We start from the raw sequence: 22526 nt of genomic DNA, 5'->3' as shown, positions 1-22526 counted from the left end.
CGCGCAGCCAGGGAGGATGAGGCTCTGCAACCGGTTCACGCCGCGCACTCCCTTGCCACGGAGACGTCGTCGAAGGGGAGGACGGCGTCGCCGACGATCTGGCCCTGTTCGTGGCCCTTGCCGGCGAGGAGGACGATGTCGTCCGGCCCGGCTTCGGCGATGGCGGCGGCGATGGCGTCGCGGCGGCCGGCGACCTCGCGCGCGCCGGGCGCGCCGTCGAGGATGGCGCGGCGGATGGCGGCGGGGTCCTCGCTCCGGGGATTGTCGTCGGTGACGATGACGAGATCGGCGAGCCGGGCGGCGGTGGCGCCCATTTCGGCGCGCTTGCCGACGTCGCGGTCGCCGCCCGCGCCGAACAGGATGATGAGCCGGCCGCGCGCATGCGGCCGGAGCGCGGCGATCGCCGCCTCGATCGCGTCGGCGGTATGGGCATAATCGACATAGACGGGCGCGCCGGCGCGGCTGATCACCGCCCGCTCCAGCCGCCCGCGCACCGGCTGCACCCGGGCGAGATGGTCGAGCGTCTGCTTAAGCTCGCCGCCGGTCGCGAGGACGAGGCCGGCCGCGGTCAGCGCGTTCGCCGCCTGATAGGCGCCGATCAGCGGCAGCTTGACCGTGTGCCGCGCGCCTTCCGCCTCGATCACCAGCGTCTGGCCGAGCTGGGTGGGCTCGCGCGAGACGAGGCGAAGCGCCTCGCCGCGCGAACCCACCGTCAGCCGCCGGAGCCCCCGCTCCTCGACCCGCCTGATCACTTCGTCCGATTTGGGATCGTCGGTCCACACCACCGCGGCGCCGTCCGGCGCCACCACTTCGGAGAACAGCCGCATCTTGGCCTCGAAATAGGCCTCCATCGTGCCGTGATAATCGAGATGGTCGCGGGTGAAGTTGGTGAAGGCGGCGGCGCGCACCGGCAGGCCTTCGGTGCGATATTGCGACAGGCCGTGGCTCGACGCCTCGAACGCGGCATGGGTGATGCCCATCCGCTCCAGCCCCGCCATGTTGGACAGGAAAGTGACGATGTCGGGCGTGGTGAGGCCGGTCGTCACCTGGTCGTCGGCGGTGGTGACGCCGAGCGTGCCGATCGAGGCGGACGGGTGGCCCGCCATCCGCCACAGCTGGCGGCACAGCTCCACGTTCGACGTCTTGCCGTTGGTGCCGGTGACGGCGATCACCGTGTCCGGGAAAGGTGCGAAGAATTTGGCGGCGAGCGCAGCGAATTCGCGCCGCGGCTCTTCCGCCGCCACATGGGCCGCGCCTTCGACCCTGGCGTTCGGGCGGGCGACGACCGCGACCGCGCCGGCGGCGACGGCGTCGGCGATGAAGTCCTCGCCGTTGAAGCGCGTGCCGGGGAAGGCGCCGAACACCGTGCCGGGCGCGACCTTGCGATGGTCGATCGCGAAGCCGGTGACCGGCGAATCGTCCCCGGCGGCCCCGATCAGCGCCGAGAGCCGCATCAGCGCCCCGGCGTGGGCTGGACGCCGATCAGCGGGAGCAGGCCCGAGACGTCGATGTCGCGGCGCGCGTCCGGAATGACGCCGAGCAGCGGCCCGGCCCGGGAGACGACGCGATGGACGACCGGGGCGGAGACCCAGCCGGCGGTGGTGTAGCCGAACGTGTCGGCGGTGGCTTTGGGAGCATCGAGCATGACGATCACCACATAGCGAGGATCGTCCATGGGGAAAGCCGCCGCGAAGGTGGAAACGTTCACCTTGCGCGAATATCCGCCGCCGGTGGTGATCTTTTCCGCGGTGCCGGTCTTGCCGCCGACCCGGAAGCCCGGCGCGTCGCCGCGCTTGCCGCTGCCGTGGAGGGCGACGAGGCGCAGCATCTGGCGCAGCTTGTAGCTGGTTTCCGGCGAATAGACCTGGCGCCCTTCCGGCGGCGGTCCGTCGCGCTTCAGCAGGGTGGCCGGGCGCCACACCCCGCCGTTCACCAGCGCGGCATAGGCGCTGGCGAGCTGCAGCGGCGTGATGGCGACGCCGTGGCCGTAGGAGCTGGTGAGCAGGGTCGCCCGGCTCCATTCGCGCGGCCACAGCGGCCGGCTGCGCTCGGCGAGCTCCAGCGGCGGCGCGGTGTCGAAGCCGAGCGCGCGGAACGAGGCCTGGAGCCGCTCCAGCCCCAGCTCGTCGGCGATGCGGGCGGTGGCGATGTTGGAGGAATGGACCAGCGTCTCGGCGACGTTCAGCGGCCGGTTCTTGCCCTTGTAGTCGGAGATGCGGAAACGGCCGATCGGCAGGCCGGAGCTGGCGTCGTAGCGCTGGCTGAGCGAGCGGATCGTGCCGGCGTCGAGCGCGGCGGCGACGGTCAGCGGCTTGAAGGTCGATCCGAGCTCGTAGACGCCCATGGTCGCGCGATTATATTGCGCGTCCGGATCTGAGCGGCCGGCGGCGTTGGGGTTGAAGGTCGGGAAGGAGGCGAGCGCCATCAGCTCGCCGGTGCGCACGTCGAGCACGATGCCGGTGCCGCCTTCGGCCGAATGCTTGTCGACCTGGGCGCCGAGTTCGGCCTCCATCACCGCCTGGACGCGGCTGTCGATCGACAGCGCCACCGGCCGGCCGCGGCCTTCGGGCGAGGTCAGCCGGTCCTCCAGCGCCCGCTCCATGCCGGCGACCCCGGCGCCGTCGAAATCGGTCCAGCCGAGCACGTGGCCGGCAAGCTGCGTCTGCGGGTAGAGCCGCTCCGGCTCGCGCGCGAAGACGATCGCCGGCTCGCCGAGCGCGTTCACCGCCGCCACCAGCTCGGGCATCGCGCGGCGGGACAGATAGACGAAGTTCACGTCGCGGGTGAGCAGCGCGCGCCAGTCGCGCGGGCTGCGCTCCGGCATCAGCTCGGCCAGCTTCATCGCCAGCTCGTTGGGATTGCCGAGCAGGCGGCGCGGATGCACCGCGATCGACCAGGCCTCGATCGTGCGGGCGAGGGTGACGCCGTTGCGGTCGACGATGTCGGCGCGCGGCGGGACCAGAGGGTTGCCGATCTGGGCGGCGCCGGAACGGTCGGTGAAGACCTGCAGATAGAGGAGCCGGCCGACGATCAGCGTGGTGACGCCGAGGAACAGCAGCATCATCAGCATCAGCCGATGATAAGTGAGCGCCAGCCCGTCCGGCCGATCGGCCGCGGGACCCGCGCGCGGCGGCTGGACCGCGACCGTGGCCATCAGTTGCCCTGGCTCCCCTGCCGCTCGGCGCGGGCGGCGGCGCCGATCTCGCGGATCAGGCTGTCGTCGAGCAGCGAGGCGGGCTTGGCGTCGGCGGCGGGCGTGCGGGGCGCGGGCGCGGCGGCGGGCAGCGGCTCCGGCGCGCGTTCGGTGACGACCAGAGCGGCGCGCTGCACCACCGGGCGGCGGGCGCGCTCGGCGGCGCGTTCCGCCTCGGCGGCATCGGCGGCGGCGGCATAGTCGATCACCGCGCGGCGCGGCGCCGTGGACGGCGGCGCGGCGGGCGCGGACACGGCGGCCGGCGGCGCCGGAACGGCGGCGGACGCCATCCGCACCTGCTGCTGATCGGCGATGGTCGGCTGGCGCACGTCGAAGCGGGCGAGCGTCACTTCGCTGTCGAGGAACTGACCGGACGTGGGCGCCGACAGCGCCAGCACCTCGGCGTTCCAGCGTTCGAGCTGGCTGAGCCGGCCGCGGGTGCCGAGCTCGGTCTGGAGCGTGCGGATGTCCTGCTGCGCGCGCAGAATCCTGTGCTCGATATTGGCGAGCTCGGCCCGTTCGGAGGCGACCTGGAGCGAGGTCATGTAGCAGCCGAGCGCCGCCACGGCGACGGCGGCGACCCAGCCGACGGGCTTGAAACCGGGGGCGCTCATGCGGTGGCTCCTTGCCATGCGGGTGCGGTTGTGCGGCGCGCGACGCGCAACGTCGCCGAACGCGCGCGGGGATTGGCGGCCAGCTCCGCCTCGCCCGCGCGCACGGGCTTGGCGACCGCTTCGAAACTCGGGCTCGGGCCCGCCGCCGCTTGGGCAGGACGGTGACGGGACCCGGCCGGAACCGAACCGCTGCGTTCCCGAAGGAAGCGCTTCACGATCCGGTCCTCGAGGCTGTGGAAGGTGACGACGGCAAGGCGGCCACCGGGACGCAATACATGTTCGGCGGCCGCCAGCCCGCCCTCGAGCTCGGACAATTCTTCATTCAAATGGATGCGGATCGCCTGGAAGGTGCGGGTCGCCGGGTCCTTCTTCATGCCCGGCTTGTGACCCACCGCCTTGCGGACGATCTCGGCGAGCTGGCCGGTCCGCTCGACCGGCCGCGCGGCGACGATCGCGCGGGCGATGCGGCGCGACTTGGGCTCCTCGCCATAATGGTAGAGAATGTCGGCGATCTCGGCCTCGTCCGCCTCGTTGAGAAAATCGGCGGCGGTGCGGCCGTCCTTGCCCATCCGCATGTCGAGCGGGCCGTCGGCCTGGAAGGAGAAGCCGCGTTCGGGCTGGTCGAGCTGCATCGAGGAGACGCCGATGTCGAGCGTGACGCCGTCCACCTCCTCGACGCCGCGGTCGGCAAGCGCCTGACGCATCCGGGAAAAACGTTCCGGAACAAGCGTCAGGCGCCCCCCGCAAGCAGCGGCCAGCTTCGCTCCGGCTTCGATCGCCTGGGGATCGCGATCGAAGGCGAAGACCTGGTCCGCCCCTTTTTCCAATATGGCCTTGCTGTAGCCGCCGGCGCCGAACGTGCCGTCGACATGGACTTCGCCCGGCTTGGGATCGAGGCCGGCCACGACCTCTTCGAGCAGGACCGGGATGTGGGGCTGGGCGGCGGTCACGGCTGCAGCCCCTTTTCCTCGAGCCGGTAGGCGGCGAGCTCGCGCAGCCCCTCGTCGGCGCTCTTGAGCGCCAGATAGGGATTCCAGATTTCGAACGTGCCGCCGGTGCCGACGAACAAGGCGAGATCCTCGATCTGGCCCTTGCGGCGCATCATCGGGGGCAGGATGATGCGGCCGGACGTGTCGTAGGGGACGTCCTCGGTGATGCCGAAGGTGCGGCGGGCGCGGGCGAAATGTTCGGCCGTGTCGCCGCCGCGGCTTTCCTCGAGCAGGCGGCGGCGTTCGTTCTCGGCGTGGAGGATGCGGGCGTAGCCGCGGTCGTAGGCGGTGAGGCAGGGATCGACCTCGTGCGCGCCGATGACGACGGCCTTGGCGTCGGACCGGCGCTCGACAACCCCCCGGATGAACGCCGGAACCGACAGACGCCCCTTGGCATCCACCGCATTCAGCGCACTCCCGTTGAAGAGGTGCTCCAGCTCCACTTCAGATCCGTCCCCTGTACACGGACCTCCCCCGTTCGCGGGCGCGCCATCGTCGCGTCCCACGTCGCCGCTGCCGGCCCAACAGGAAATGCCCCTTAACTACAGGCCAGTGGATAACAGGATGGGGATGGGGATGGAAGGGGTTTTCATGCCGTAGATGGGGATTTCATGCCATAAAGCGGGGATCAGATGACAATTCGCGGTTTGTTCCACAAGATGTCCACAAGATGTTCCGGGTGGACATGGCTGTGGATAAATATGTTGGTCAGCCGCGGCGGCGGCGGAGCCGACCGAGTCCGAGTCCCGCCAGCAGCGCGAACGCGGCGGGAGCGAGGCCGGCGGCGATGGCGGCGCCTCGGGAGGCTTCGGGCCGCAGCCACTGGACCTCCGCCGGGGAAGTCGAGCGCACGACGCCGGCGAGCCGGTCGAGCCATTCGACCAGGATCAGCGGATTGTCGGCGGCGCGTTCGTTGCGGCCCGCGCCCGCGGGGCCGACCCACAGCCGGTCGTCGAGGAGATCGGCGTCGGCGACCAGCAGCGCCTCCCCCGCCCCAGGCCGGCAGCGGGCGAGCCATGGCCGGCCGGCGACCGCGCAGGCGCCGCCCTCCGCCCGGAACGCGCCGGGCGCGGCGAGGCCGATCCGGCGGACCGCGCCGCCGCTCGCGAAATGATCGACCACCAGCCGCGCCCGCTCCGGCGAGTCGAGCGCGAGGCCCCAATGGCCGAGCAGCCCGCCGAGCAGCCCCACCGGCGGCGGGCGGCGGACGTCGCCGAGCGGAAGCTCGCTCGGCCAGACAAGCGCCGGATCGGTGAGGATCAGCGCCCTTCCCCCGCCGCGCACCCAGGCGTCGAGCGCGACCAGCTCCTCCGGGGCCAGGGCCCGCGGCTGGGCGAGCAGCAGCAGCCGCGCCTCCGCCAGCGCCTCCGCGCCGAGGGAGTCGAGCAAGCGGATGTCGAACGCGCGATCGAGCTGGCGGTAGGTCTCGGTCGGACGGCTGTCCGGCCCGAACGCCCCCGCTTCTCCCCAGACGAGCGGCAAAGCCGTCATCAGGTGCAAGACGGGCCGCGGCGCCTCCGCCGAGGCAGGCAGCGCCGGCCCGCGCCCAAGCGCGATCGCTTCGTGGATGCGCAGCAGGCCGAACGGGAGGACGAACAGCAGCACGATCGCGGCCGCCGCCACGCTCTGGCCCCTTCGGCCCCAGCGCTCCCTTCCCATGCCGATCACGGGATCGACGATGGCGGCGAGCAGCAGACCGGCGAGCAGTCCCTGCCCCGCCCCCGCGAACGGCCGGTCGGCGCCCAGCGCGGCGAGGAAGGCGGCGTGGGACGCCGCGGCGGCGAGCAGGGCGAGCGGGTAGAAGAGGGTCCGCGCCCGCCAGTCCCAGCGGGCGATCAGCAGCGCCGCCGCCAGGATCAGCCAGGGCCGGAAGGCGAGGAACAGCAGGTTTTCCGTCCTCCCCCATTCGAAGAAGCGGCCGACGAGAAGCGTGACCGCCAGCTCCGCCGCCGCGAAGGCGCCGGCGCCGGCGATCACGGCGGGAAGACGGATGCTAACGGTCGGCTCCGGCGGGCGGCGGCGGCTGGGTGGCGGCGGTGTTGGCGTCGGTGCCGCCCGGCGCCACGCCCAGTTCGGCCAGCGGATCGCGCGGCGTGCCGTCCTTGCGGCGGTCGGCCGCGGTCTCCGCCTGGCCCGGCAGCCGCTGCCGCTCGATGAGGTTGGGGGTGATCGGTTCCTCTTCGGTCGGATCGGTGAAGATCGCCGCCAGCAGCACCAGCACGAAGACGAACGCCAGCCCGGTCAATCCGATGCGAACGCGTTGCATGGCGCCAAATCTACTCCCGCCCCTGCCCTGATCGAAACGGGCTCGAACCTAACCCAGCGGCGGCGGCTTGTCGAACCCCGGAAAAACACCGGGTGTTTCAAAAGGTTAACAAGGGGCTTGACGAAGTGCGAACGGTTCGCAAAACCGTCGCTGCTATGCACAAACCCCCTCGCTTTCTCGCCGCCGCGGCTCTCGCGGCTTCCTTCGCTCTTGCCGCCTGCAGCTCCGAGCCCGAGACGATCGTCGCCAACCGCTACGATCCCCAGGCTGACGAGCTGCAGAACGCCGCCCCGGTCGAGCTGCCGCCGGCGATCCAGGCGAGCCGCACCTATCGCTGCCGCGACAATGCGCTCGTCTATGCCGATTTCTACACCAACGACACGGTCCACGTCCGCATCAACGAGCGCAGCGCCGAAGGCGTCCGGCTGACCGCCGAGGGCGGCAACCCGCCTTATACCGGCGAGGGCTGGTCGGTCAGCGCCAATGCGGATCAGATCACGCTGACGGCGCCGGGCCGCGGCACCCAGACCTGCCGCACCGGCTGAACCGCCTTTCTTCGAGTCACATAGCGTCCATCCGGCCGGCCCGATCCCCTCGGGCCGGCCTTTTTCTTGGGACCATCTTCCCCTTGAAGGGGAGATGGCAGCCCGCAGGGCTGACGGAGGAGGGCCAGCGTCTGAAGATTTTCTCGGGCGCTGAAACCCCTCCATCAGCCTTCGGCTGGTCCCCCTCCCCTTGAAGGGGAGGAATTTTGGGCCGTCCTCAGCCGGTGAATTCCGCCATGCGCTTGCGGAGTTCCGCCTCGTCCACGTCCTCGACATGGGTGGCGATGGTCCAGCGGTGGCCGAACGGATCGAGGAGCGTGCCGGAGCGGTCGCCGTAGAACTGGTCCTGGACCGGCCGCTCGGCGGTGGCCCCGGCCTTCACCGCGCGGTCGAAGGCGGCGTCGCTGTCCTCGACATAGATCATCAGGCTGGACGTCGGCCCGCCGCGCGCCTTGGGGCCGAGCATGCCATGGTCCGGCCATTCGTCGGAGAGCATGATCACGCTGTCGCCGATCCGGATCTCGGCATGGCCGATCTTGTCGCCCATCGGCATGGTGAGCAGCGTCTCGGCGCCGAACGCGGCGCAATACCAGCGAATCGCCTCCTCCGCCCGGTCGACGATCAGATAGGGGGTAACGCTGTGATATCCTTCGGGGATCGCTTTGGCAGCCATCGCAGCCTCCTCGTGCATGAGAACAAAGCGTGATCATCCATACGCCTTCCGGCGCCTTTCGACAAACCCGAATTGCTTCGCTAGGAGCGCCGCCATGTCCGAATCCCAGATCACCCCCGAAATCGTCGCCGAGCACGGCCTGTCGCCCGAGGAATATGAGCATGTGCTCCACGCCCTGGGGCGCGAGCCGAACCTGACCGAACTCGGCATCTTCTCGGTCATGTGGTCGGAGCATTGCTCCTACAAGAGCTCGCGCGTGCACCTGAAAAAGCTGCCGACCACGGGGCCGCAAGTGATCCAGGGGCCGGGCGAGAATGCCGGCGTGATCGACATCGGCGACGGTCAGGCGGCGATCTTCAAGATGGAGAGCCACAACCACCCTTCTTACATCGAACCTTATCAGGGCGCGGCGACCGGGGTGGGCGGCATCTTGCGCGACGTCTTCACGATGGGCGCGCGGCCGGTGGCGAATTTAAACGCCCTGCGCTTCGGCCGGCCGGACCATCCCAAGATGCGGCATCTGATCGCCGGCGTGGTCAGCGGCATCGGCGGCTACGGCAATTGCGTGGGCGTGCCGACGGTGGGCGGTGAGGTCAATTTCCACCCGGCCTATGACGGCAACATCCTGGTCAACGCGATGACGGTCGGCATCGCCGAGCAGGACAAGATCTTCTATTCGGCCGCCGCCGGCATCGGCAATCCGGTGGTCTATGTCGGCTCGAAGACCGGCCGCGACGGCATTCACGGGGCGACGATGGCGAGCGCCGACTTCAGCGAGGATTCGGAAGAGAAGCGCCCCACCGTGCAGGTCGGCGACCCGTTCACCGAGAAGCTGCTGATCGAGGCCTGCCTCGAGCTGATGGCCTCCGACGCGATCGTCGCCATCCAGGACATGGGCGCGGCCGGCCTCACCTCCTCCTCTGTCGAGATGGCGTCCAAGGGCGGCGTCGGCATCGAGCTGGTCATGGACGACGTGCCCCAGCGCGAGGAAGGCATGACGCCTTACGAGATGATGCTGTCGGAATCGCAGGAGCGGATGCTGATGGTGCTGAAGCCCGGCCGCGAGGCCGAGGCCGAGGCGATCTTCCGCAAATGGGAGCTCGATTTCGCCGTGATCGGCCGGGTGACCGACACCGGCCGTCTGGTGCTGAAATGGAAGGGCGACACCGTCGCCGACATTCCCTTGGGTCCGCTCGCCGACGAGGCGCCCTGCTACGAACGGCCCTGGGTGCCGACGCCGAAGCGCGAGCCGCTGACCGACGCGCCGGAGAGCGCGGACCTCGCCGCCGATCTCGTCGAGCTGATGGGCACGCCCGATCTCGCCAGCCGCCGCTGGATCTGGGAGCAGTACGACTACAAGGTCGGCGCCGACACGATCCAGCCGCCGGGTGGCGACGCGGCGGTGGTGCGCGTCCACGGCACGAGGAAGGCGCTGGCGGTCGCGACCGACGTGACGCCGCGCTACTGCTTCGCCGACCCGGTCGAGGGGGGCAAACAGGCGATCGCCGAAAATTACCGCAACCTCACCGCGGTGGGCGCGAAGCCGCTCGCCGCCACCGACTGCATGAACTTCGCCAACCCGCAGCGGCCCGAGATCATGGGGCAGTTCGTCGGCTGCATCGAGGGCATGGCCGAGGCCTGCCGCGCCCTCGACATGCCGATCGTGTCGGGCAACGTCTCGCTCTACAACGAGAGCAAGGCGACTGGCGGCGGCAGCGCGATCCTGCCAACGCCCGCGATCGGCGGGGTCGGCCTGATCGACGATTACGAAGAGACCGCCACCGTCGCCTTCAAGGCGGAAGGCGAGGCGATCTACCTTATCGGCGAACCCGGGCCCGGTCATCTCGGCCAGTCGCTGTGGCTGCGCGAACTGCACGGCCGCGAGGACGGCCCGCCGCCGCCGGTCGACCTCGACGCCGAGCGCAGCGCCGGCGATCTGGTGCGCGGCCTGATCCGCGACGGCAAGGTGACGGCGGTGCACGACATTTCCGACGGCGGCCTGCTGGTCGCCGTGGCCGAAATGGCGCTGTCGGGCGGCATCGGCGCGGAGCTGGACGGGGACTGGACCGCCGCCTCCGCCTTCGGCGAGGACCAGGGCCGCTACCTCGTCACCGCCACGGGCGATCTCGACGGCGGCGCCGTCCCGGTCCGCCGCATCGGCACCACCGGCGGCGACGCGGTCCGGGTGAACGGCGGCGAAGCCCCGCTCGCCCGGCTGCGCGAGGCCCATGAGGCCTTCTTCCCGCAGCTGATGGGCAGCTGAGGCAAGCTCGTCTTGGCTTGAGCCGGGTCCGTCATTGCGAGCGGAGCGAAGCAATCCAAGCGGCTTCGGAGGCCACGGATTGCTTCGTCGCTTCGCTCCTCGCAATGACGAACCTGTCCAAGGCGACCGTACCCACCCCCGGCCCCTCCCTGCGTGCAGGGAGGGGAGGATTTCGATCAGCGGGTGGCGTTGTAGCGCAGCTGTTCCTCGGTGAGGTTGAAGCCGACCAGCAGTTCGAAGGTCGCGCGCTGGACGGCGGCGCGGACGGTCGGGTCGGCGAGCGGATCGATCGCGGCGTCGGGATCGCCCGGGCGGCGCTGGCGGGTGATCTGGCGGCGCACGTCCTCCGGCAGGGTCGCGGCCGAGCGCAGCACCTGCGCGGTCGCGGCGCCCCGGGCGGTGGCGCTGTGCGATCCGTCGGCGAAGTTGAGCGCGACGCGGCTCACCCGCTTCGATACGACGTTGGTGCCGCCATGCACGACGGTGGCGAAATAGGGCACCACCACCTCGCGCGCGCCGGTCGCGTCGCGGCGCTGCGCCTGGACCTCGAAGGTCGCGTTGGAGACGATATATTCGCCGCTTTCGTCGCAGGTGCTGCGCACGTTGGTGATCGTCGCGACCACGTCGATCGCCGCCGCGTCGCGGCTGGCGGGCGGGTTGAACAAGGTGAGGTCGCCGGTGCCGGCGGGAATCGCCACCGGCGGACAGGCCGAATAGGAGGCGATGATGCCGGTCGGGAGGATGTCGCCTTCGCGCGCGCAGCCGGCGAGGACCAGGGGAATGAGGACGGCGAGCGCCGCTTTGGGCTTGAACACGGAAAATTATCCTCGAACTAAGGGGCACGCATCTGCCACCCCCCTATGACAGGCGGCGGATCATAGGAAGCGGGTTCCTGAGTGGCAAGCAATCGAGTAGAGGCGCAGCGATGGCGACGACGAAGCCCCCCCTCACCCTGCTGATCGCGGCGCCGCGCGGGTTTTGCGCGGGCGTCGATCGCGCGATCCGCATCGTCGAGCTCGCGCTCGAACGCTATGGCGCGCCGGTTTATGTGCGCCACGAAATCGTGCACAACAAATATGTGGTGGACGGGCTGAAGGCGCGCGGCGCGGTGTTCGTGCCGGAGCTCGACCAGGTGCCGGACGGCGTGCCGGTGGTCTTTTCCGCTCATGGCGTGCCGAAGGCCGTGCCCGCCAAGGCGGCGGCGCGCGGGCTCAACTATCTCGACGCCACCTGCCCGCTCGTCTCCAAGGTCCACCGCCAGGCGGAGCGGCTGATCGAGCAGGGCCGGCACATCCTGTTCATCGGCCATGCCGGCCATCCCGAGGTGATCGGCACGTTCGGCCAGGTGCCCGAAGGCCGCATGACCCTGATCGAGACCGCCGAGGATGCCGAAACCGTGGCGCCGGCCGATCCGGACACGCTCGCCTTCCTGACCCAGACCACCTTGTCGGTGGACGACACGGCCGAGATCATCGCGGTGCTGAAGCGCCGCTTCCCCACCATCCGCGCGCCCAAGAGCGAGGACATCTGCTACGCCACCTCCAACCGCCAGGCGGCGGTGAAGGACATTGCCGGGCGCTGCGACGCGGTGCTGGTGATCGGCGCGCCCAACAGCTCCAATTCGGTCCGCCTCGTCGAAGTGGCGCGGCGCGAAGGCGCGCGGTCGATGCTGGTCGGGCGCGGCGCGGACGTGGATTTCGACTGGCTGGAGGGGGTCCGCACGCTCGGCATCACCGCCGGCGCGTCGGCGCCCGAAGTGCTGGTGCGCGAGGTGGTGGCGCGAATCGCGGAGCGGTTCGACGTCCATGAGGAGCCGGTCGAGGGCGTCGAGGAGCGGATGGTGTTCAAGCTGCCCGCCGGGCTCGAAGCCGCCTGATCTTGACCGAAGTCGACATCTTCACCGACGGTGCCTGCAAGGGCAATCCGGGACCCGGCGGCTGGGGCGCGGTGGTGCGTTCCGGATCGGCCGAGAAGGAGCTGTCGGGCGGCGAGCCCGCCACCACCAACAACCGCATGGAGCTGATGGCCGCGATCGCGGCGCTCAACGCTCTGAAGCGCCCCTGCGCGGTGCGGCTCTATACCGACAGCGTCTATGTGCGCGACGGCATCACCAAATGGATCCACGGCTGGCGCCGCAACGGCTGGAAGACCGCCGACAGGAAGCCCGTGAAGAATGCCGAGCTGTGGCAGGCGCTGGTCGAGGCGGCCGCGCCGCACAGGGTGGAATGGCACTGGGTGAAGGGCCATGCCGGCCACCCGGAGAACGAACGCGCCGACCGGCTCGCCTGCGCCGCGGCCGATCAGTTCCGGAAGCGCCCCGCCGAATAGGGTCCCGGGTCGATCCCGGCGACCAGCGGATCGGGCGTCCGGCCGAGCAGGAGCGCGGCGGCGAGGCGGGCCGCGGCGGGCGCGGTCTGGATGCCGAAGCCGCCCTGCCCCGCGAACCAGAAGAAACCCGGAGCGTCCGGCGCGAAGCCGTAGACGGGAAGGCGGTCGGGCGCGAAGCTGCGCAGGCCCGCCCAGCTGTGCTCGACCCGCTCCACCTTCCAGTCGACCGCCCGCTCCATCCGGTCGATCGCGACGGCGATGTCGATCTCCTCCGCGGCGCTGTCGCACGGGTCGCAGGCCGTTTCGTCGTGCGGGCTGAGCCACAGCCGCCCGCCCGCCTCCGGCTTGAAGTAGAAGCGGCCGAGCGCGTCGATGACGAGCGGCATTCCGGCGGGCGCCGGGGGCGCGACCAGCAGCTGGACGATGGTGCGGCGATAGGGCTGGACGCCGATCGGCGCCGCGCCCGCCAGCCGCGCCACCTCGTCCGCCCAGGCGCCCGCGGCGTCGACCAGCACCGCCGCCTCGAAGGTCCCGGCCGCCGTTTCGAGCCGCCAGCCCGCGCCCGTCCGATCGGCCGCGAGCAGCCGGGCGTCGGTCACCAGTTCGGCCCCGAGCCGCCTGGCGCGGCGCAGATAGGCGGCGTGGAGCCCGGCCACGTCGATGTCGGCGCAGCTCGGCTCCTCCAGCCCCCGGTCCCAGCCGGGACGGAGGCCCGGGACGACCGCCTCGATCCCGGCGCGGTCCAGCCGGCGGAGCGGCACCCCACTGCCTTCGAATTCCCGCCGCAGCGCGTCGAGCGCCCCCTCCCCGTCCGCGTCGGCCAGGTGGACGGCGCCGCGCGGGCTGAGAAAGGGCTCGTCGGCGAAATCGGCGGGCGGGGCGGCGAGGAAGCGGCCGGACGCCGTGGTGAGCGGCTGGACGAGCGGCCCGCCATAGCATTCCGACCAGAAGGCGGCCGAGCGGCCGGTCGAATGATAGCCCGGCCGGTTCTCCGCCTCGATCAGCAGCACCGAGCCATGGGCCGCCACTTCGGCGGCGAGGCTGGCGCCCGCCATGCCCGCGCCGACGATCGCGACGTCCGCGCGCCTCACCCGGCATGCTCCGCGAGGAAGCGGTCGATCTCCGCCAGCGCCTCCAGCCGGACCGGATCCGATTCGCGCAGGATCTCGTGGGCGGCGCGGTCGAACATCTTGAGCCGGGCGCCGGGGATGGCGGCCGCGGCCGACCGGATCGCCGAGGGGCTCACCAGCCGGTCCGCCTCGGTGCCCACCAGCAGCACCGGCACCTTCACCTGCCTGAGCTTGTCCGGCGTCAGCGCGGCGCAGGAGCGATAGGCGGCGTTCAGCCAGCCCCAGCTCGGCGCGCCGAGATTGTAGCCGGGCTCGCGCTCCCACCACCACAGCTCGTCGGCATAGCGGCCAGGGCAGGAGGTGAGGATCGAGTGGCGCTGCGAGCCGACCGGCGGCGGCGTCTCCCCCTGCTGCCAGACCGGCCGCCGCGCCCAGCCGAAGCCGGCCGCGGCCGCCGCCAGCCACCAGGCGCCCATCGTCGGCAGCGGCGCGCTGTTGATCATCAGCATCGGCGCGACCAGCACCGCCGCGTCGAGCGCCGGCCGCCGCTCGGCGAGCAGGCGCAGCAGCACATGTCCGCCCATCGAATGGGCGACGACGACATTCGGCCCCTCGGTCTCCGCCCGCCATTCGGCGATCAGCGCCTCGAGATCGTCGACGAGCCGCGTCAGATCGTCGAGATGGCCGCCGGCGATGTCGCCGCGCGAGGCGCCCTGGCCGCGCCAGTCGAAGCTGGTGACGTCCCAACCCGCGCCGCGCCAATGGGCCTTGGCCTCCAGATATTTCTCGATGAAATCGCCGCGGCCGCCCGCGAACAGCAGGCTTCCGCGCCGCGCCGTCCCGGGCTTGCGCGGCCAGTCGATCCGCCGGTGGCGCCAGCCGTCCGGCGCCGTCCAGACGGTCAGCCGCGCGTCCCGCGGCAGCCTTCGGCGATCGTTCGCGTCCATATCCATCGGCGCCGGTTACGTTTTTGAAAGCAGAGCCGTCTAGAGGCTGTTGCTTATGAACTGGGGACTTGCCGAAATATTGCTGGCGCTGCTCGCGTCGCTGCTGCTGCTGGCGGCGGTGCTGGACCTGCGTTCGCGCACCATTCCCAATCCGCTCAACCTCGCCATCGCCTTGCTCGCCGTGCCCTTCTGGTGGGCGACGGGGCTTTCGCTCTGGCCCGACGCGGCGCTGCAGCTCGCGCTCGGCGCGGGCGTGTTCATGTTGTTCGCCCTGGCCTTCCGGATCGGCTGGATGGGCGGCGGCGACGTCAAGATGCTGGCGGCGATCGCGCTGTGGCTCCCGCCGCAGGCGCTGATGGTGCTGCTGCTGGTGATGTCGCTGGCGGGCGGCGCGCTCACGGTGGCGATGATGATCCGGAAGCGGATCGCGCGCGCCGAGGGCGCGGTGCAGGTCCCTTACGGAGTCGCCATCGCCTTCGGCGGGCTGTGGCTGATTGGCGAACGGATTCTTAACCAATTTGGCTGAAGGATAGGACCCTGAAATCCCGGGTCCGGGCAGGAGGCGACTGGCGTCATGGATGTGAAGAAAATCTTGCTGCTGATCGGCGCGCTGCTGGTCGCGGGGGTGACCGCGGTCACTGCCAAGAACATGTTCAGCGGCGCTTCGGCTCCGCAGGCGCAGGCCGGCCCCGTCGTCCCGATGGGTCCCGAAGTGCTGGTGGCGACCCGTTCGCTGCCGGTCGGCACGATCATCGACGCCGAGGCGATCCGCTTCCAGCCCTGGCCGGACAGCCTGATCCAGTCGGCTTATTATCTGAAAGGCGGCGAAGGCGGCGAGAGCGGCGGTGTGAACCCGGCCGATCTCATCGGCACCGTCGTGCGGACCGAGATCACCGCCGGCCAGCCAGTGACGCAGGGCGCGCTGATCCGCCCGGGCGAACGCGGCTTCCTTGCCGCCGCCTTGGGGCCGGGCATGCGCGCCATCACCGTTCCGGTGAACGCGACCAGCGGGGTCGCGGGCTTCGTCTTCCCGGGCGACCGCGTCGACATCGTCATGACGCATGAAGTGAGCGGCGGCGGCGAAGGCGGTTCGCTGAAGGTTTCCGAAACGATCCTGCGCAACGTCCGCGTGCTCGCCACCGACCAGCGCATCAATTCGCGCGACGAGAACGGCAACCAGGTGGTCAACACCAACTCCACGGTGACGCTGGAGGCGACGCCCCGCATCGCCGAGAAGATCGCGGTCGCGCAGACGATCGGTTCGCTGTCGCTGTCGCTGCGCTCGCTGGCCGACAATTCGGCCGAGCTCGAGCGGGCGATCGCCGCGGGCGAGATCGAAGTGCCCGAAAACGCCGATCCCCGCGCCGAACGCCGCATGCTGCTGGCGATCGCCAACCGGCCGGTGGACAGCAATACGACTTATACCGTGGGGGCAGACGTGTCGCGTTTCCAGCGCGCCACCGTCCCGGCGAAGGCCGCAAGCAACAACGACAACAACAATGATCCAATGCGGCAGATGGGTGCAATGATCGGCGCGCTCGCCGACCGTGCCTCGGGACGCGAACCCGCTCCGGCCGCCGCTGCGCAGCCGACCGGGCCGGTCGTCCGGGTCGCGCGTGGCAACAGCGTGACCGTCGTTCCGGTGGGAGCCAAATAAGATGAGCAAGTTCATGAAGTTTGGACGCGCGACGCTCGGCACCGCCGTGGCGGCCGCCCTGGCGGCGGGCTTCGCAGCCCCCGCCACGGGACCCGCGGTGGCGCAGCCGGCGGGCGCGGTCGCCCCGACCAACGACGTCACCCTGTCGGTCGGCACCGGACGGCTCGTCCGGCTCGACGGCACGATGACCGACCTGTTCGTCGCCAACGACGGGGTCGCCGACGTCCAGGTGCGCTCGTCGAACCAGATCTACATCTTCGGCAAGGGCGCCGGCCAGACCAGCGTCTACGCGACCAACCGCGCCGGCCAGGTCATCTACTCGGCCAACGTCCGCGTCGGCACCAATCTCGACTCGGTCGACCAGCTGCTGCAGCTGGCCATGCCGGACGCCGAGATCCGCGCGACGCCGATGAACGGCCTCGTCCTCCTCACCGGCACGGTGGCGACGCCCGCCGACGTCGAGGAGGCCCAGCATCTCGTCCAGGCCTTCGTCGGCGACGGCACGCAGGTGATCAGCCGGCTGCGCACCGCGACTCCGCTCCAGGTGACGCTGCAGGTCAGAATCGCCGAGGTCAGCCGGTCGCTGATGCGCGACATCGGCGTCAATCTCGACACCCTGGACCCGACCGGCGGAAGCACCGGCTTCTTTTTCGGCCGCGGCCGCGACATGGGCGAGTTCACTCCGGGGGGGGGCTACACGTTCAACCGTCCGACCGGCGTCTCGAACCTCGGCCTCCAGCTCAACAATCTGTTCGGCCTCAATGTCGCCGGCGCGCTCGACCTCAACGAGAATAGCGGCCTCGTCACGGTCCTCGCCGAACCGACGCTGACGGCGCTTTCGGGCGAGACGGCGAGCTTCCTCGCCGGCGGCGAATTTCCGATCCCGACCGCGCAGGGCATCAGCGGCACCTCGATCGAGTTCAAGCAGTTCGGCGTCAGCCTCGCCTTCACGCCAATCGTGCTGGAAGGCGGCCGCATCTCGATGCGGGTCCGGCCGGAAGTGTCGGAGCTCTCGTCCGAGGGCGCGATCACGCTGAACGGCTTCCGCGTCCCCTCGCTCACCACGCGCCGCGCCGAGACGACGGTGGAGCTCGGCTCCGGCCAGAGCTTCATGATCGCCGGCCTGCTGCGCAACGGCGGCAACAACACGGTGGAGCGCACCCCGATCCTCGGCAACCTGCCGATCCTGGGCGCGCTGTTCCGTTCGAACAGCTTCCGCCGCAACGAGACCGAACTGGTGATCGTGGTGACGCCGTATTTGGTGCGCCCGGTCAATGCCGGCCAGATCGCGCTTCCGACCGACGGCTTCCGCCCGGCGGGCGACGCTCAGCGGGTGCTGCTCGACCAGGAGCATAACAGCCGCAGCGGCGAGCAGCGTCCGCGCCCGGTGATGGCGCCGCCGCGCACCGTCGCCCCGGGCATGGGCCAGGCGCAGGTCCCGGCCGCCCCCGAAGCGCCGCAGCGCCAGGCCCAGCGCCCCGCCGCCGCGCTTCCGCCGCCGCAGCCCGCGCCGTCCAGCTCGGCCGCGCCCGGGTTCAACTTCTGATGTCCCCCCGTCCCGCCAAGGAGCGCTCCACCATGAACCGGACCCGGTCCGCCGCCGCCCTCCTCGTCCTCGGCCTCGCCGCCGCGGGCTGTGCCGGGGGGGATTATGCGCCCAATGTCAACCACACGCTTTATTCGGTGAACCAGCCGGTCGTCGAACGCACCGATTACGTGCTCGACGTCTCGACCTCCGCCGGCGGCCTGTCCGCCGGTGAGCAGGGCCGGCTCGGCGCCTGGTTCGACTCGCTGCAGCTCGGCTATGGCGACCGCGTCTCGGTCGATCAGCCGCGCGGCTTCGAGGATGCGCGCGGCCGCCGCGATGTCGCCTCGGTGGCGGCGAGCTACGGCCTGCTCCTTGCGGAAGGCGCGCCGGTAACGGCCGGCGCGGTCCAGCCCGGATCGCTGCGCGTGATCGTCAGCCGGACCACCGCCAGCGTCCCCGGCTGCCCCAATTGGGACTATGCGAACGAGCCGGGCGCGCCGATCGCGACCTCGCCCAATTACGGCTGCGCGAGCAACAGCAACCTCGCCGCGATGGTGGCCGATCCCAACGACCTGGTGCTCGGCCAGACCGGTTCGCTGAGCGGCACCGGCGACACCGCGACCAAGGCGATCCGCACCCACCGCAACGCCGTCCCGTCCGGCACGCGCGGGCTCCAGGATGTCAACACCCAGCAAGGTGGCAGATAATGAACGCGCCCTTCCACGCTTCACGTCCGGCTTCGCTTCGCGACCCGTTCACCGCCTTCGTCTGCGACGAGGAGACGGCCGAGATGCTGCGGCCGATCGCGGTCGAGCACGGCTGGGCGCCGGAAAAGGTCAACAAGGGCGGGCTGCGCAACGCGGTCCAGACCCTGTCCGTTTCGGCCAGCCCGATGATCCTGTTCGTCGACCTGTCCGAATCCGGCGATCCGCTGAACGACATCAACGCGCTCGCCGAGGTGTGCGAGCCGGGGACGGTGGTGATCGCCGCCGGCCAGGTGAACGACGTGCGGCTCTACCGCGACCTCGTCGCCAGCGGCATCCAGGACTATCTGCTGAAGCCCTTCTCCCCCGACCAGCTGCGCGACGCCTTCGCGCACGCCCAGCTGACCGTTTCCGGTCCGCGCGCGGCGGAGACGGCGAGCGACAAGCCCAACGTCATGACCGCGGTGGTCGGCGTGCGCGGCGGCGTCGGCGCCTCCACCATCGCGACCTCGCTTGCCTGGCTGATGGGCGACAAGGGCGGGCGCAGCACCGCGCTGCTCGATCTCGACATCCATTTCGGCACCGGCGCGCTGGCGCTGGACCTCGAGCCCGGCCGCGGCCTCACCGACGCGATCGAGAATCCCAGCCGCATCGACGGCCTGTTCATCGAGCGCGCGATGGTGCGCGCCAGCGACAAGCTGTCGGTGCTGTCGGCCGAGGCGCCGATCAACCAGGTGATGCTGTCGGACGGCTCCGCCTTCTTCCAGTTGGAGGAGGAGATCCGCCACGCCTTCGAAGGCACGGTGATCGATCTGCCGCGGCCGATGCTGATCCAGTATCCGCACCTCTTGAACGAGATCCACGTGATCGTGCTGGTGGTCGAATTCACCCTCGCCGCCACGCGCGACGCGATCCGCATCCTCAGCTGGCTGAAGGCCAACGCGCCGCAGGCGCGCATCCTGGTGGTCGCCAACCGCGCCCCCGGGGCCGGCTTGCAGGAAGTGAGCCGCAAGGATTTCGAGCAGTCGATCGAGCGCAAGGTGGACGTGATCGTGCCCTACGATCCCAAATCCGCCGCCCAGGCCGCCAAGCTCGGCCAGCCGCTCGCCAAGGCCGCCAAGTCGGCGAAGCTCAGCCAGCCGCTGGTCCAGCTGCTGACCCTGACCCTCACCAGCGCCGATCCGGAAGCCGAGCCCGAGGCCAATGCCAAGGGCGCGTCGCTGCTCGGCAAGCTCGGCAGCTTCACCGCCTTGATGGCGAAGAAGCCGAAGCCGGCGCGCCCGCAGGCCGCCTGAACGTGACGCCGGCGCGCCTGTGCCGGCCGAGGACCTGAAGTCGGAGGGACGAGGATGGAGACGATGATCATGGCGGCCGGTGCGATGGGCACCCTGCTGCTCATCTTCGTCGCCTTCGCCGGCCCCTCCGTGGGCAAGGCCCAGTCCCGGCGGCTCGAAAGCCTGCGCGAGCGCCACAGCAAGTCGACCGAGGTCGCGGCGCAGGCGCAGCTGAAGCGCATCCTCGCCAACCGCCGCAAGCAGTCGCGGGTGGACGGCGTCGCGCAGAGCATCATTCCCAACCCCGCCTTGCTGCGCGCGCGGATCGAGCAGACCGGCTATTCCTGGACGCTCGCCCAATATCTGCTGGGCTGCGCGGGCCTCGGCCTCGCCGTCGCCTTCCTGCTGCTGATGCAGGGCGCGCCCTTCCTGCTGACCCTGTTCGCGGGCATGATCGCGGGTCTCGGCATTCCGCACTTCATCGTCGGCAAGCTGATCCAGCGCCGCGTCAACCAGTTCACCTCTAAATTCCCGGACGCGATCGAGCTGATGGTGCGCGGCCTGCGCTCGGGCCTGCCCATCTCGGAGACGTTGGGCGTCGTCGCGGACGAGGTGCCGGGGCCGATCTCGGTCGAGTTCCGCAACGTCGTCGACAAGATGAAGATCGGCCGCACGATGGAGGCGGCGCTTCAGGAATGCGCCGACCGGCTCGGCACGCCCGAAGTTCAGTTCTTCGTCATCACGCTCGGCATCCAGCGCGAGACCGGCGGCAACCTCGCCGAGACGCTGTCGAACCTCGCCGACGTGCTGAGGAAGCGCGCCGCGATGAAGCTCAAGATCCGCGCGATGTCGTCCGAATCCAAGGCTTCGGCCTGGATCGTCGGCTCGCTGCCCTTCATCGTGTTCGCGCTGATCTCCTTCATCAACCCTGCCTATATGGGCGGCTTCTTCGTCGACGACCGGCTGATCGTCGCCGGGCTGGGCGGCCTCGTGTGGATGGGCATCGGCGTCTACGTCATGGCCAAGATGGTCAATTTCGAGATCTGATCCGGAGCGCGCGCGACCATGGTACCCCCCTCTTCCGGACCGACCATCCTCGGCGTCGACGTCATCATGGTGGCGACGGCGCTGTCGGCGGTCGCGACCTTCGCCGTGCTGGTCGCCATCTATGCCGCCACCACGGTGCGCGACCCGATGGCGAAGCGCGTCAAGGCGCTCAACGAGCGGCGCGAGCAGCTGAAGGCCGGCATCATCGCCTCCACCTCCAAGCGCCGCCCGCGCATCACCAACAAGAACGAAGTGGCGGACCGGGTCCGCATGCTGCTCTCCAGCCTCAAGATGCTGCAGGACGAGCAGGTCGAGAAGGCGCAGCTGAAGCTGATGCAGGCCGGCATCCGTTCCAAGGACCTCGCCTTCGTCGTCATCTTCGCGCGCTTCGTGATGCCGCTGGTCGTCGGCGTGGTCGTGATCACCGGCGTCTATCTGCTCGACTGGTTCCCGGAGTGGGGCGCGTTCAAGAAATATGCGCTGGTCGCCGGTTCGCTGCTCGGCGCGTACAAGGCGCCCGACATCTTCCTCAAGAACAAGATCACCAAGCGCTCGGCCGCGATCCGCAAGGGCCTGCCCGACGCGCTCGACCTGCTGGTCATCTGTGCGGAAGCCGGCCTGACGGTCGACGCCGCCTTCAGCCGCGTCGCGCGCGAGCTCGGCAAGGCCTATCCCGAGCTCGGCGACGAATTCGCGCTCGCCTCGATCGAACTCGGCTTCCTCACCGAGCGCCGCCAGGCGTTCGAGAATCTCGCCACCCGCATCGACCTCGACTCGATCCGCGGCGTGGTGACGACCATGATCCAGACCGAGAAATACGGCACCCCGCTCGCCAGCGCGCTGCGCGTCCTGTCCGCCGAATTCCGCAACCAGCGGATGATGAAGGCGGAGGAGAAGGCCGCCCGCCTGCCGGCGATCATGACGGTGCCGCTCATCCTGTTCATCCTGCCGGTGCTGTTCATCGTCATCCTCGGCCCCGCCGCCTGCTCGATCTCCGACTCGCTGATCAAGTAGCGGGAACCGGCGCGCCGCTCGCCGATTGTTACGGGTGAGCAAGCAAAGGAGCCCGATGCGATGGCTGCCTATACGATCAACGACTGGCTGATCTTCCTCCTGGTCTTCGTGCTGGGGCTGATCGTCGGCATGTTCCTGCTGGCGGGCTCCAAATGGAAGCGCCGCTACCGCGAGGAGGTGAAGCACCGCGAGGCGGCGGAGAAGGAACGCGACGAGCGCATCCGCGAACTCGAGGCGGAGAATGAGAGTCTGCGCCGCGACCTGCGCGAGATGCAGTCGCTGCGCGGCGCCGCCGACCGCGCCCCCGCCCGCCATCCGGATCACGACCGGGGCCCGATCTAGGGTCCGCGGGGGAAGGCCCGAAACGCTCACACCGTTCGGCCTGAGCTTGTCGGAGCCTGTCCTGAGCGGCCG

Annotated in this window: 23 protein-coding genes; 12 read left to right on the top strand and 11 right to left on the bottom strand. The window is 70.2% G+C overall.

Translation table 11 applies throughout. From position 1 onward, the window contains the following. Positions 1–35: 35 nt before the first annotated feature. From ACK4K7_RS05635 to ACK4K7_RS05605, 7 genes are all read right to left on the bottom strand, one after another. A complete protein-coding gene (locus ACK4K7_RS05635; protein ID WP_431864250.1) occupies positions 36–1454 on the bottom strand; it encodes a UDP-N-acetylmuramoyl-L-alanyl-D-glutamate--2,6-diaminopimelate ligase in 1419 nt (472 codons plus the stop codon). Then, the gene (locus ACK4K7_RS05630) at positions 1454–3154 is read right to left on the bottom strand and encodes a peptidoglycan D,D-transpeptidase FtsI family protein (RefSeq protein WP_431864249.1); all 1701 of its coding nucleotides are present in this window, start codon (positions 3152–3154) and stop codon (positions 1454–1456) included. The genes ACK4K7_RS05635 and ACK4K7_RS05630 overlap by 1 nt, the downstream gene beginning before the upstream one ends. Next, on the bottom strand, positions 3154–3807 hold the full coding sequence (locus ACK4K7_RS05625) for a hypothetical protein (RefSeq protein ID WP_431864248.1): 654 nt from the start codon (positions 3805–3807) through the stop codon (positions 3154–3156). The genes ACK4K7_RS05630 and ACK4K7_RS05625 overlap by 1 nt, the downstream gene beginning before the upstream one ends. Further along, positions 3804–4757, bottom strand: coding sequence for a 16S rRNA (cytosine(1402)-N(4))-methyltransferase RsmH (rsmH, locus tag ACK4K7_RS05620; protein ID WP_431864247.1), 954 nt, complete (start codon positions 4755–4757; stop codon positions 3804–3806). The genes ACK4K7_RS05625 and rsmH overlap by 4 nt, the downstream gene beginning before the upstream one ends. Further along, on the bottom strand, positions 4754–5239 hold the full coding sequence (locus ACK4K7_RS05615) for a division/cell wall cluster transcriptional repressor MraZ (RefSeq protein WP_431864246.1): 486 nt from the start codon (positions 5237–5239) through the stop codon (positions 4754–4756). The genes rsmH and ACK4K7_RS05615 overlap by 4 nt, the downstream gene beginning before the upstream one ends. A gap of 265 nt (positions 5240–5504) precedes the next feature. Next, a complete protein-coding gene (locus ACK4K7_RS05610; protein ID WP_431864245.1) occupies positions 5505–6773 on the bottom strand; it encodes a Gldg family protein in 1269 nt (422 codons plus the stop codon). 16 nt (positions 6774–6789) lie between these two features. Beyond that, positions 6790–7062: a hypothetical protein gene (locus tag ACK4K7_RS05605; RefSeq protein ID WP_431864244.1), complete on the bottom strand. Its 273-nt coding sequence runs from the start codon at positions 7060–7062 to the stop codon at positions 6790–6792. Between the two features lie 155 nt (positions 7063–7217). Between ACK4K7_RS05605 and ACK4K7_RS05600 the strand changes: the two genes are divergently transcribed. Next, on the top strand, positions 7218–7607 hold the full coding sequence (locus ACK4K7_RS05600; protein ID WP_431864243.1) for a hypothetical protein: 390 nt from the start codon (positions 7218–7220) through the stop codon (positions 7605–7607). Between the two features lie 217 nt (positions 7608–7824). Here the strand turns inward: ACK4K7_RS05600 and ACK4K7_RS05595 are convergent, their stop codons facing one another. Next, positions 7825–8280 (bottom strand): VOC family protein, encoded by a 456-nt coding sequence (locus ACK4K7_RS05595; RefSeq protein ID WP_431864242.1) that lies wholly within the window; start codon positions 8278–8280, stop codon positions 7825–7827. A gap of 94 nt (positions 8281–8374) precedes the next feature. Here ACK4K7_RS05595 and purL point away from each other — a divergent pair, with 94 nt between their 5' ends. Next, positions 8375–10543, top strand: coding sequence for a phosphoribosylformylglycinamidine synthase subunit PurL (gene purL / locus ACK4K7_RS05590; protein WP_431864241.1), 2169 nt, complete (start codon positions 8375–8377; stop codon positions 10541–10543). A gap of 176 nt (positions 10544–10719) precedes the next feature. On the opposite strand, the gene ACK4K7_RS05585 is transcribed toward purL, so the two are convergent. After that, on the bottom strand, positions 10720–11358 hold the full coding sequence (locus ACK4K7_RS05585; protein ID WP_431864240.1) for a hypothetical protein: 639 nt from the start codon (positions 11356–11358) through the stop codon (positions 10720–10722). A gap of 110 nt (positions 11359–11468) precedes the next feature. Here ACK4K7_RS05585 and ispH point away from each other — a divergent pair, with 110 nt between their 5' ends. After that, positions 11469–12419 (top strand): 4-hydroxy-3-methylbut-2-enyl diphosphate reductase, encoded by a 951-nt coding sequence (gene ispH, locus ACK4K7_RS05580; RefSeq protein ID WP_431864239.1) that lies wholly within the window; start codon positions 11469–11471, stop codon positions 12417–12419. A 2-nt stretch (positions 12420–12421) separates the two neighbouring features. Continuing rightward, positions 12422–12871 (top strand): ribonuclease HI, encoded by a 450-nt coding sequence (gene rnhA, locus ACK4K7_RS05575; RefSeq protein WP_431864238.1) that lies wholly within the window; start codon positions 12422–12424, stop codon positions 12869–12871. On the opposite strand, the gene ACK4K7_RS05570 is transcribed toward rnhA, so the two are convergent. Together ACK4K7_RS05570 and ACK4K7_RS05565 are read right to left on the bottom strand one after the other, a co-directional pair. Further along, positions 12844–13962 carry an NAD(P)/FAD-dependent oxidoreductase gene (locus ACK4K7_RS05570; protein WP_431864237.1) on the bottom strand — a complete coding sequence of 373 codons (1119 nt, stop codon included), beginning with the start codon at positions 13960–13962 and terminating at the stop codon, positions 12844–12846. The two genes, rnhA and ACK4K7_RS05570, sit on opposite strands and share 28 nt — an antisense overlap. Then, positions 13959–14888 (bottom strand): alpha/beta hydrolase, encoded by a 930-nt coding sequence (locus ACK4K7_RS05565; protein WP_431864236.1) that lies wholly within the window; start codon positions 14886–14888, stop codon positions 13959–13961. Before ACK4K7_RS05565 ends, ACK4K7_RS05570 begins: the two co-directional genes overlap by 4 nt. A gap of 55 nt (positions 14889–14943) precedes the next feature. Between ACK4K7_RS05565 and ACK4K7_RS05560 the strand changes: the two genes are divergently transcribed. Genes ACK4K7_RS05560 through ACK4K7_RS05525 form a run of 8 tightly spaced genes read left to right on the top strand, consistent with a single transcriptional unit; the run spans position 14944 to position 22454 of the window. Beyond that, positions 14944–15414: an A24 family peptidase gene (locus tag ACK4K7_RS05560; RefSeq protein WP_431864235.1), complete on the top strand. Its 471-nt coding sequence runs from the start codon at positions 14944–14946 to the stop codon at positions 15412–15414. Between the two features lie 48 nt (positions 15415–15462). Then, the gene (gene cpaB / locus ACK4K7_RS05555; RefSeq protein WP_431864234.1) at positions 15463–16545 is read left to right on the top strand and encodes a Flp pilus assembly protein CpaB; all 1083 of its coding nucleotides are present in this window, start codon (positions 15463–15465) and stop codon (positions 16543–16545) included. Position 16546: 1 nt separating this feature from the next. Beyond that, complete coding sequence (locus ACK4K7_RS05550; RefSeq protein ID WP_431864233.1) at positions 16547–18091, top strand: type II and III secretion system protein family protein; 1545 nt, start codon at positions 16547–16549, stop codon at positions 18089–18091. 32 nt (positions 18092–18123) lie between these two features. After that, positions 18124–18780, top strand: a complete 657-nt coding sequence (locus ACK4K7_RS05545; RefSeq protein ID WP_431864232.1) for a CpaD family pilus assembly protein — start codon at positions 18124–18126, stop codon at positions 18778–18780. Next, entirely contained in the window at positions 18780–20072 is a 1293-nt protein-coding gene (locus tag ACK4K7_RS05540; protein WP_431864231.1) for a pilus assembly protein CpaE, read from the top strand. The genes ACK4K7_RS05545 and ACK4K7_RS05540 overlap by 1 nt, the downstream gene beginning before the upstream one ends. 54 nt (positions 20073–20126) lie before the next feature. Next, positions 20127–21098: a type II secretion system F family protein gene (locus ACK4K7_RS05535; protein WP_431864230.1), complete on the top strand. Its 972-nt coding sequence runs from the start codon at positions 20127–20129 to the stop codon at positions 21096–21098. Between the two features lie 18 nt (positions 21099–21116). Continuing rightward, positions 21117–22112 carry a type II secretion system F family protein gene (locus ACK4K7_RS05530; protein WP_431864229.1) on the top strand — a complete coding sequence of 332 codons (996 nt, stop codon included), beginning with the start codon at positions 21117–21119 and terminating at the stop codon, positions 22110–22112. A gap of 60 nt (positions 22113–22172) precedes the next feature. After that, complete coding sequence (locus tag ACK4K7_RS05525; RefSeq protein ID WP_431864228.1) at positions 22173–22454, top strand: hypothetical protein; 282 nt, start codon at positions 22173–22175, stop codon at positions 22452–22454. Positions 22455–22526: the final 72 nt, after the last annotated feature.

Source organism: Allosphingosinicella sp. (assembly GCF_046295735.1).
In the GTDB taxonomy this organism is placed as follows: Bacteria; Pseudomonadota; Alphaproteobacteria; order Sphingomonadales; family Sphingomonadaceae; genus Allosphingosinicella.
The sequence above is the reverse complement of the archived record's forward strand: the minus strand, read 5'-3'. Positions and strand labels throughout refer to the sequence as shown.

What these genes read in the sequence shown, in the direction of transcription:
- ACK4K7_RS05635 (WP_431864250.1), bottom strand. Translation starts at nt 1,454, where the DNA reads ATGCGGCTCTCGGCGCTGATCGGGGCCGCCGGGGACGATTCGCCGGTC.
- ACK4K7_RS05630 (WP_431864249.1), bottom strand. Translation starts at nt 3,154, where the DNA reads ATGGCCACGGTCGCGGTCCAGCCGCCGCGCGCGGGTCCCGCGGCCGAT.
- ACK4K7_RS05625 (WP_431864248.1), bottom strand. Translation starts at nt 3,807, where the DNA reads ATGAGCGCCCCCGGTTTCAAGCCCGTCGGCTGGGTCGCCGCCGTCGCC.
- ACK4K7_RS05605 (WP_431864244.1), bottom strand. Translation starts at nt 7,062, where the DNA reads ATGCAACGCGTTCGCATCGGATTGACCGGGCTGGCGTTCGTCTTCGTG.
- ACK4K7_RS05600 (WP_431864243.1), top strand. Translation starts at nt 7,218, where the DNA reads ATGCACAAACCCCCTCGCTTTCTCGCCGCCGCGGCTCTCGCGGCTTCC.
- ACK4K7_RS05595 (WP_431864242.1), bottom strand. Translation starts at nt 8,280, where the DNA reads ATGGCTGCCAAAGCGATCCCCGAAGGATATCACAGCGTTACCCCCTAT.
- purL (WP_431864241.1), top strand. Translation starts at nt 8,375, where the DNA reads ATGTCCGAATCCCAGATCACCCCCGAAATCGTCGCCGAGCACGGCCTG.
- ispH (WP_431864239.1), top strand. Translation starts at nt 11,469, where the DNA reads ATGGCGACGACGAAGCCCCCCCTCACCCTGCTGATCGCGGCGCCGCGC.
- ACK4K7_RS05565 (WP_431864236.1), bottom strand. Translation starts at nt 14,888, where the DNA reads ATGGACGCGAACGATCGCCGAAGGCTGCCGCGGGACGCGCGGCTGACC.
- ACK4K7_RS05560 (WP_431864235.1), top strand. Translation starts at nt 14,944, where the DNA reads ATGAACTGGGGACTTGCCGAAATATTGCTGGCGCTGCTCGCGTCGCTG.
- cpaB (WP_431864234.1), top strand. Translation starts at nt 15,463, where the DNA reads ATGGATGTGAAGAAAATCTTGCTGCTGATCGGCGCGCTGCTGGTCGCG.
- ACK4K7_RS05550 (WP_431864233.1), top strand. Translation starts at nt 16,547, where the DNA reads ATGAGCAAGTTCATGAAGTTTGGACGCGCGACGCTCGGCACCGCCGTG.
- ACK4K7_RS05545 (WP_431864232.1), top strand. Translation starts at nt 18,124, where the DNA reads ATGAACCGGACCCGGTCCGCCGCCGCCCTCCTCGTCCTCGGCCTCGCC.
- ACK4K7_RS05540 (WP_431864231.1), top strand. Translation starts at nt 18,780, where the DNA reads ATGAACGCGCCCTTCCACGCTTCACGTCCGGCTTCGCTTCGCGACCCG.
- ACK4K7_RS05535 (WP_431864230.1), top strand. Translation starts at nt 20,127, where the DNA reads ATGGAGACGATGATCATGGCGGCCGGTGCGATGGGCACCCTGCTGCTC.
- ACK4K7_RS05530 (WP_431864229.1), top strand. Translation starts at nt 21,117, where the DNA reads ATGGTACCCCCCTCTTCCGGACCGACCATCCTCGGCGTCGACGTCATC.
- ACK4K7_RS05525 (WP_431864228.1), top strand. Translation starts at nt 22,173, where the DNA reads ATGGCTGCCTATACGATCAACGACTGGCTGATCTTCCTCCTGGTCTTC.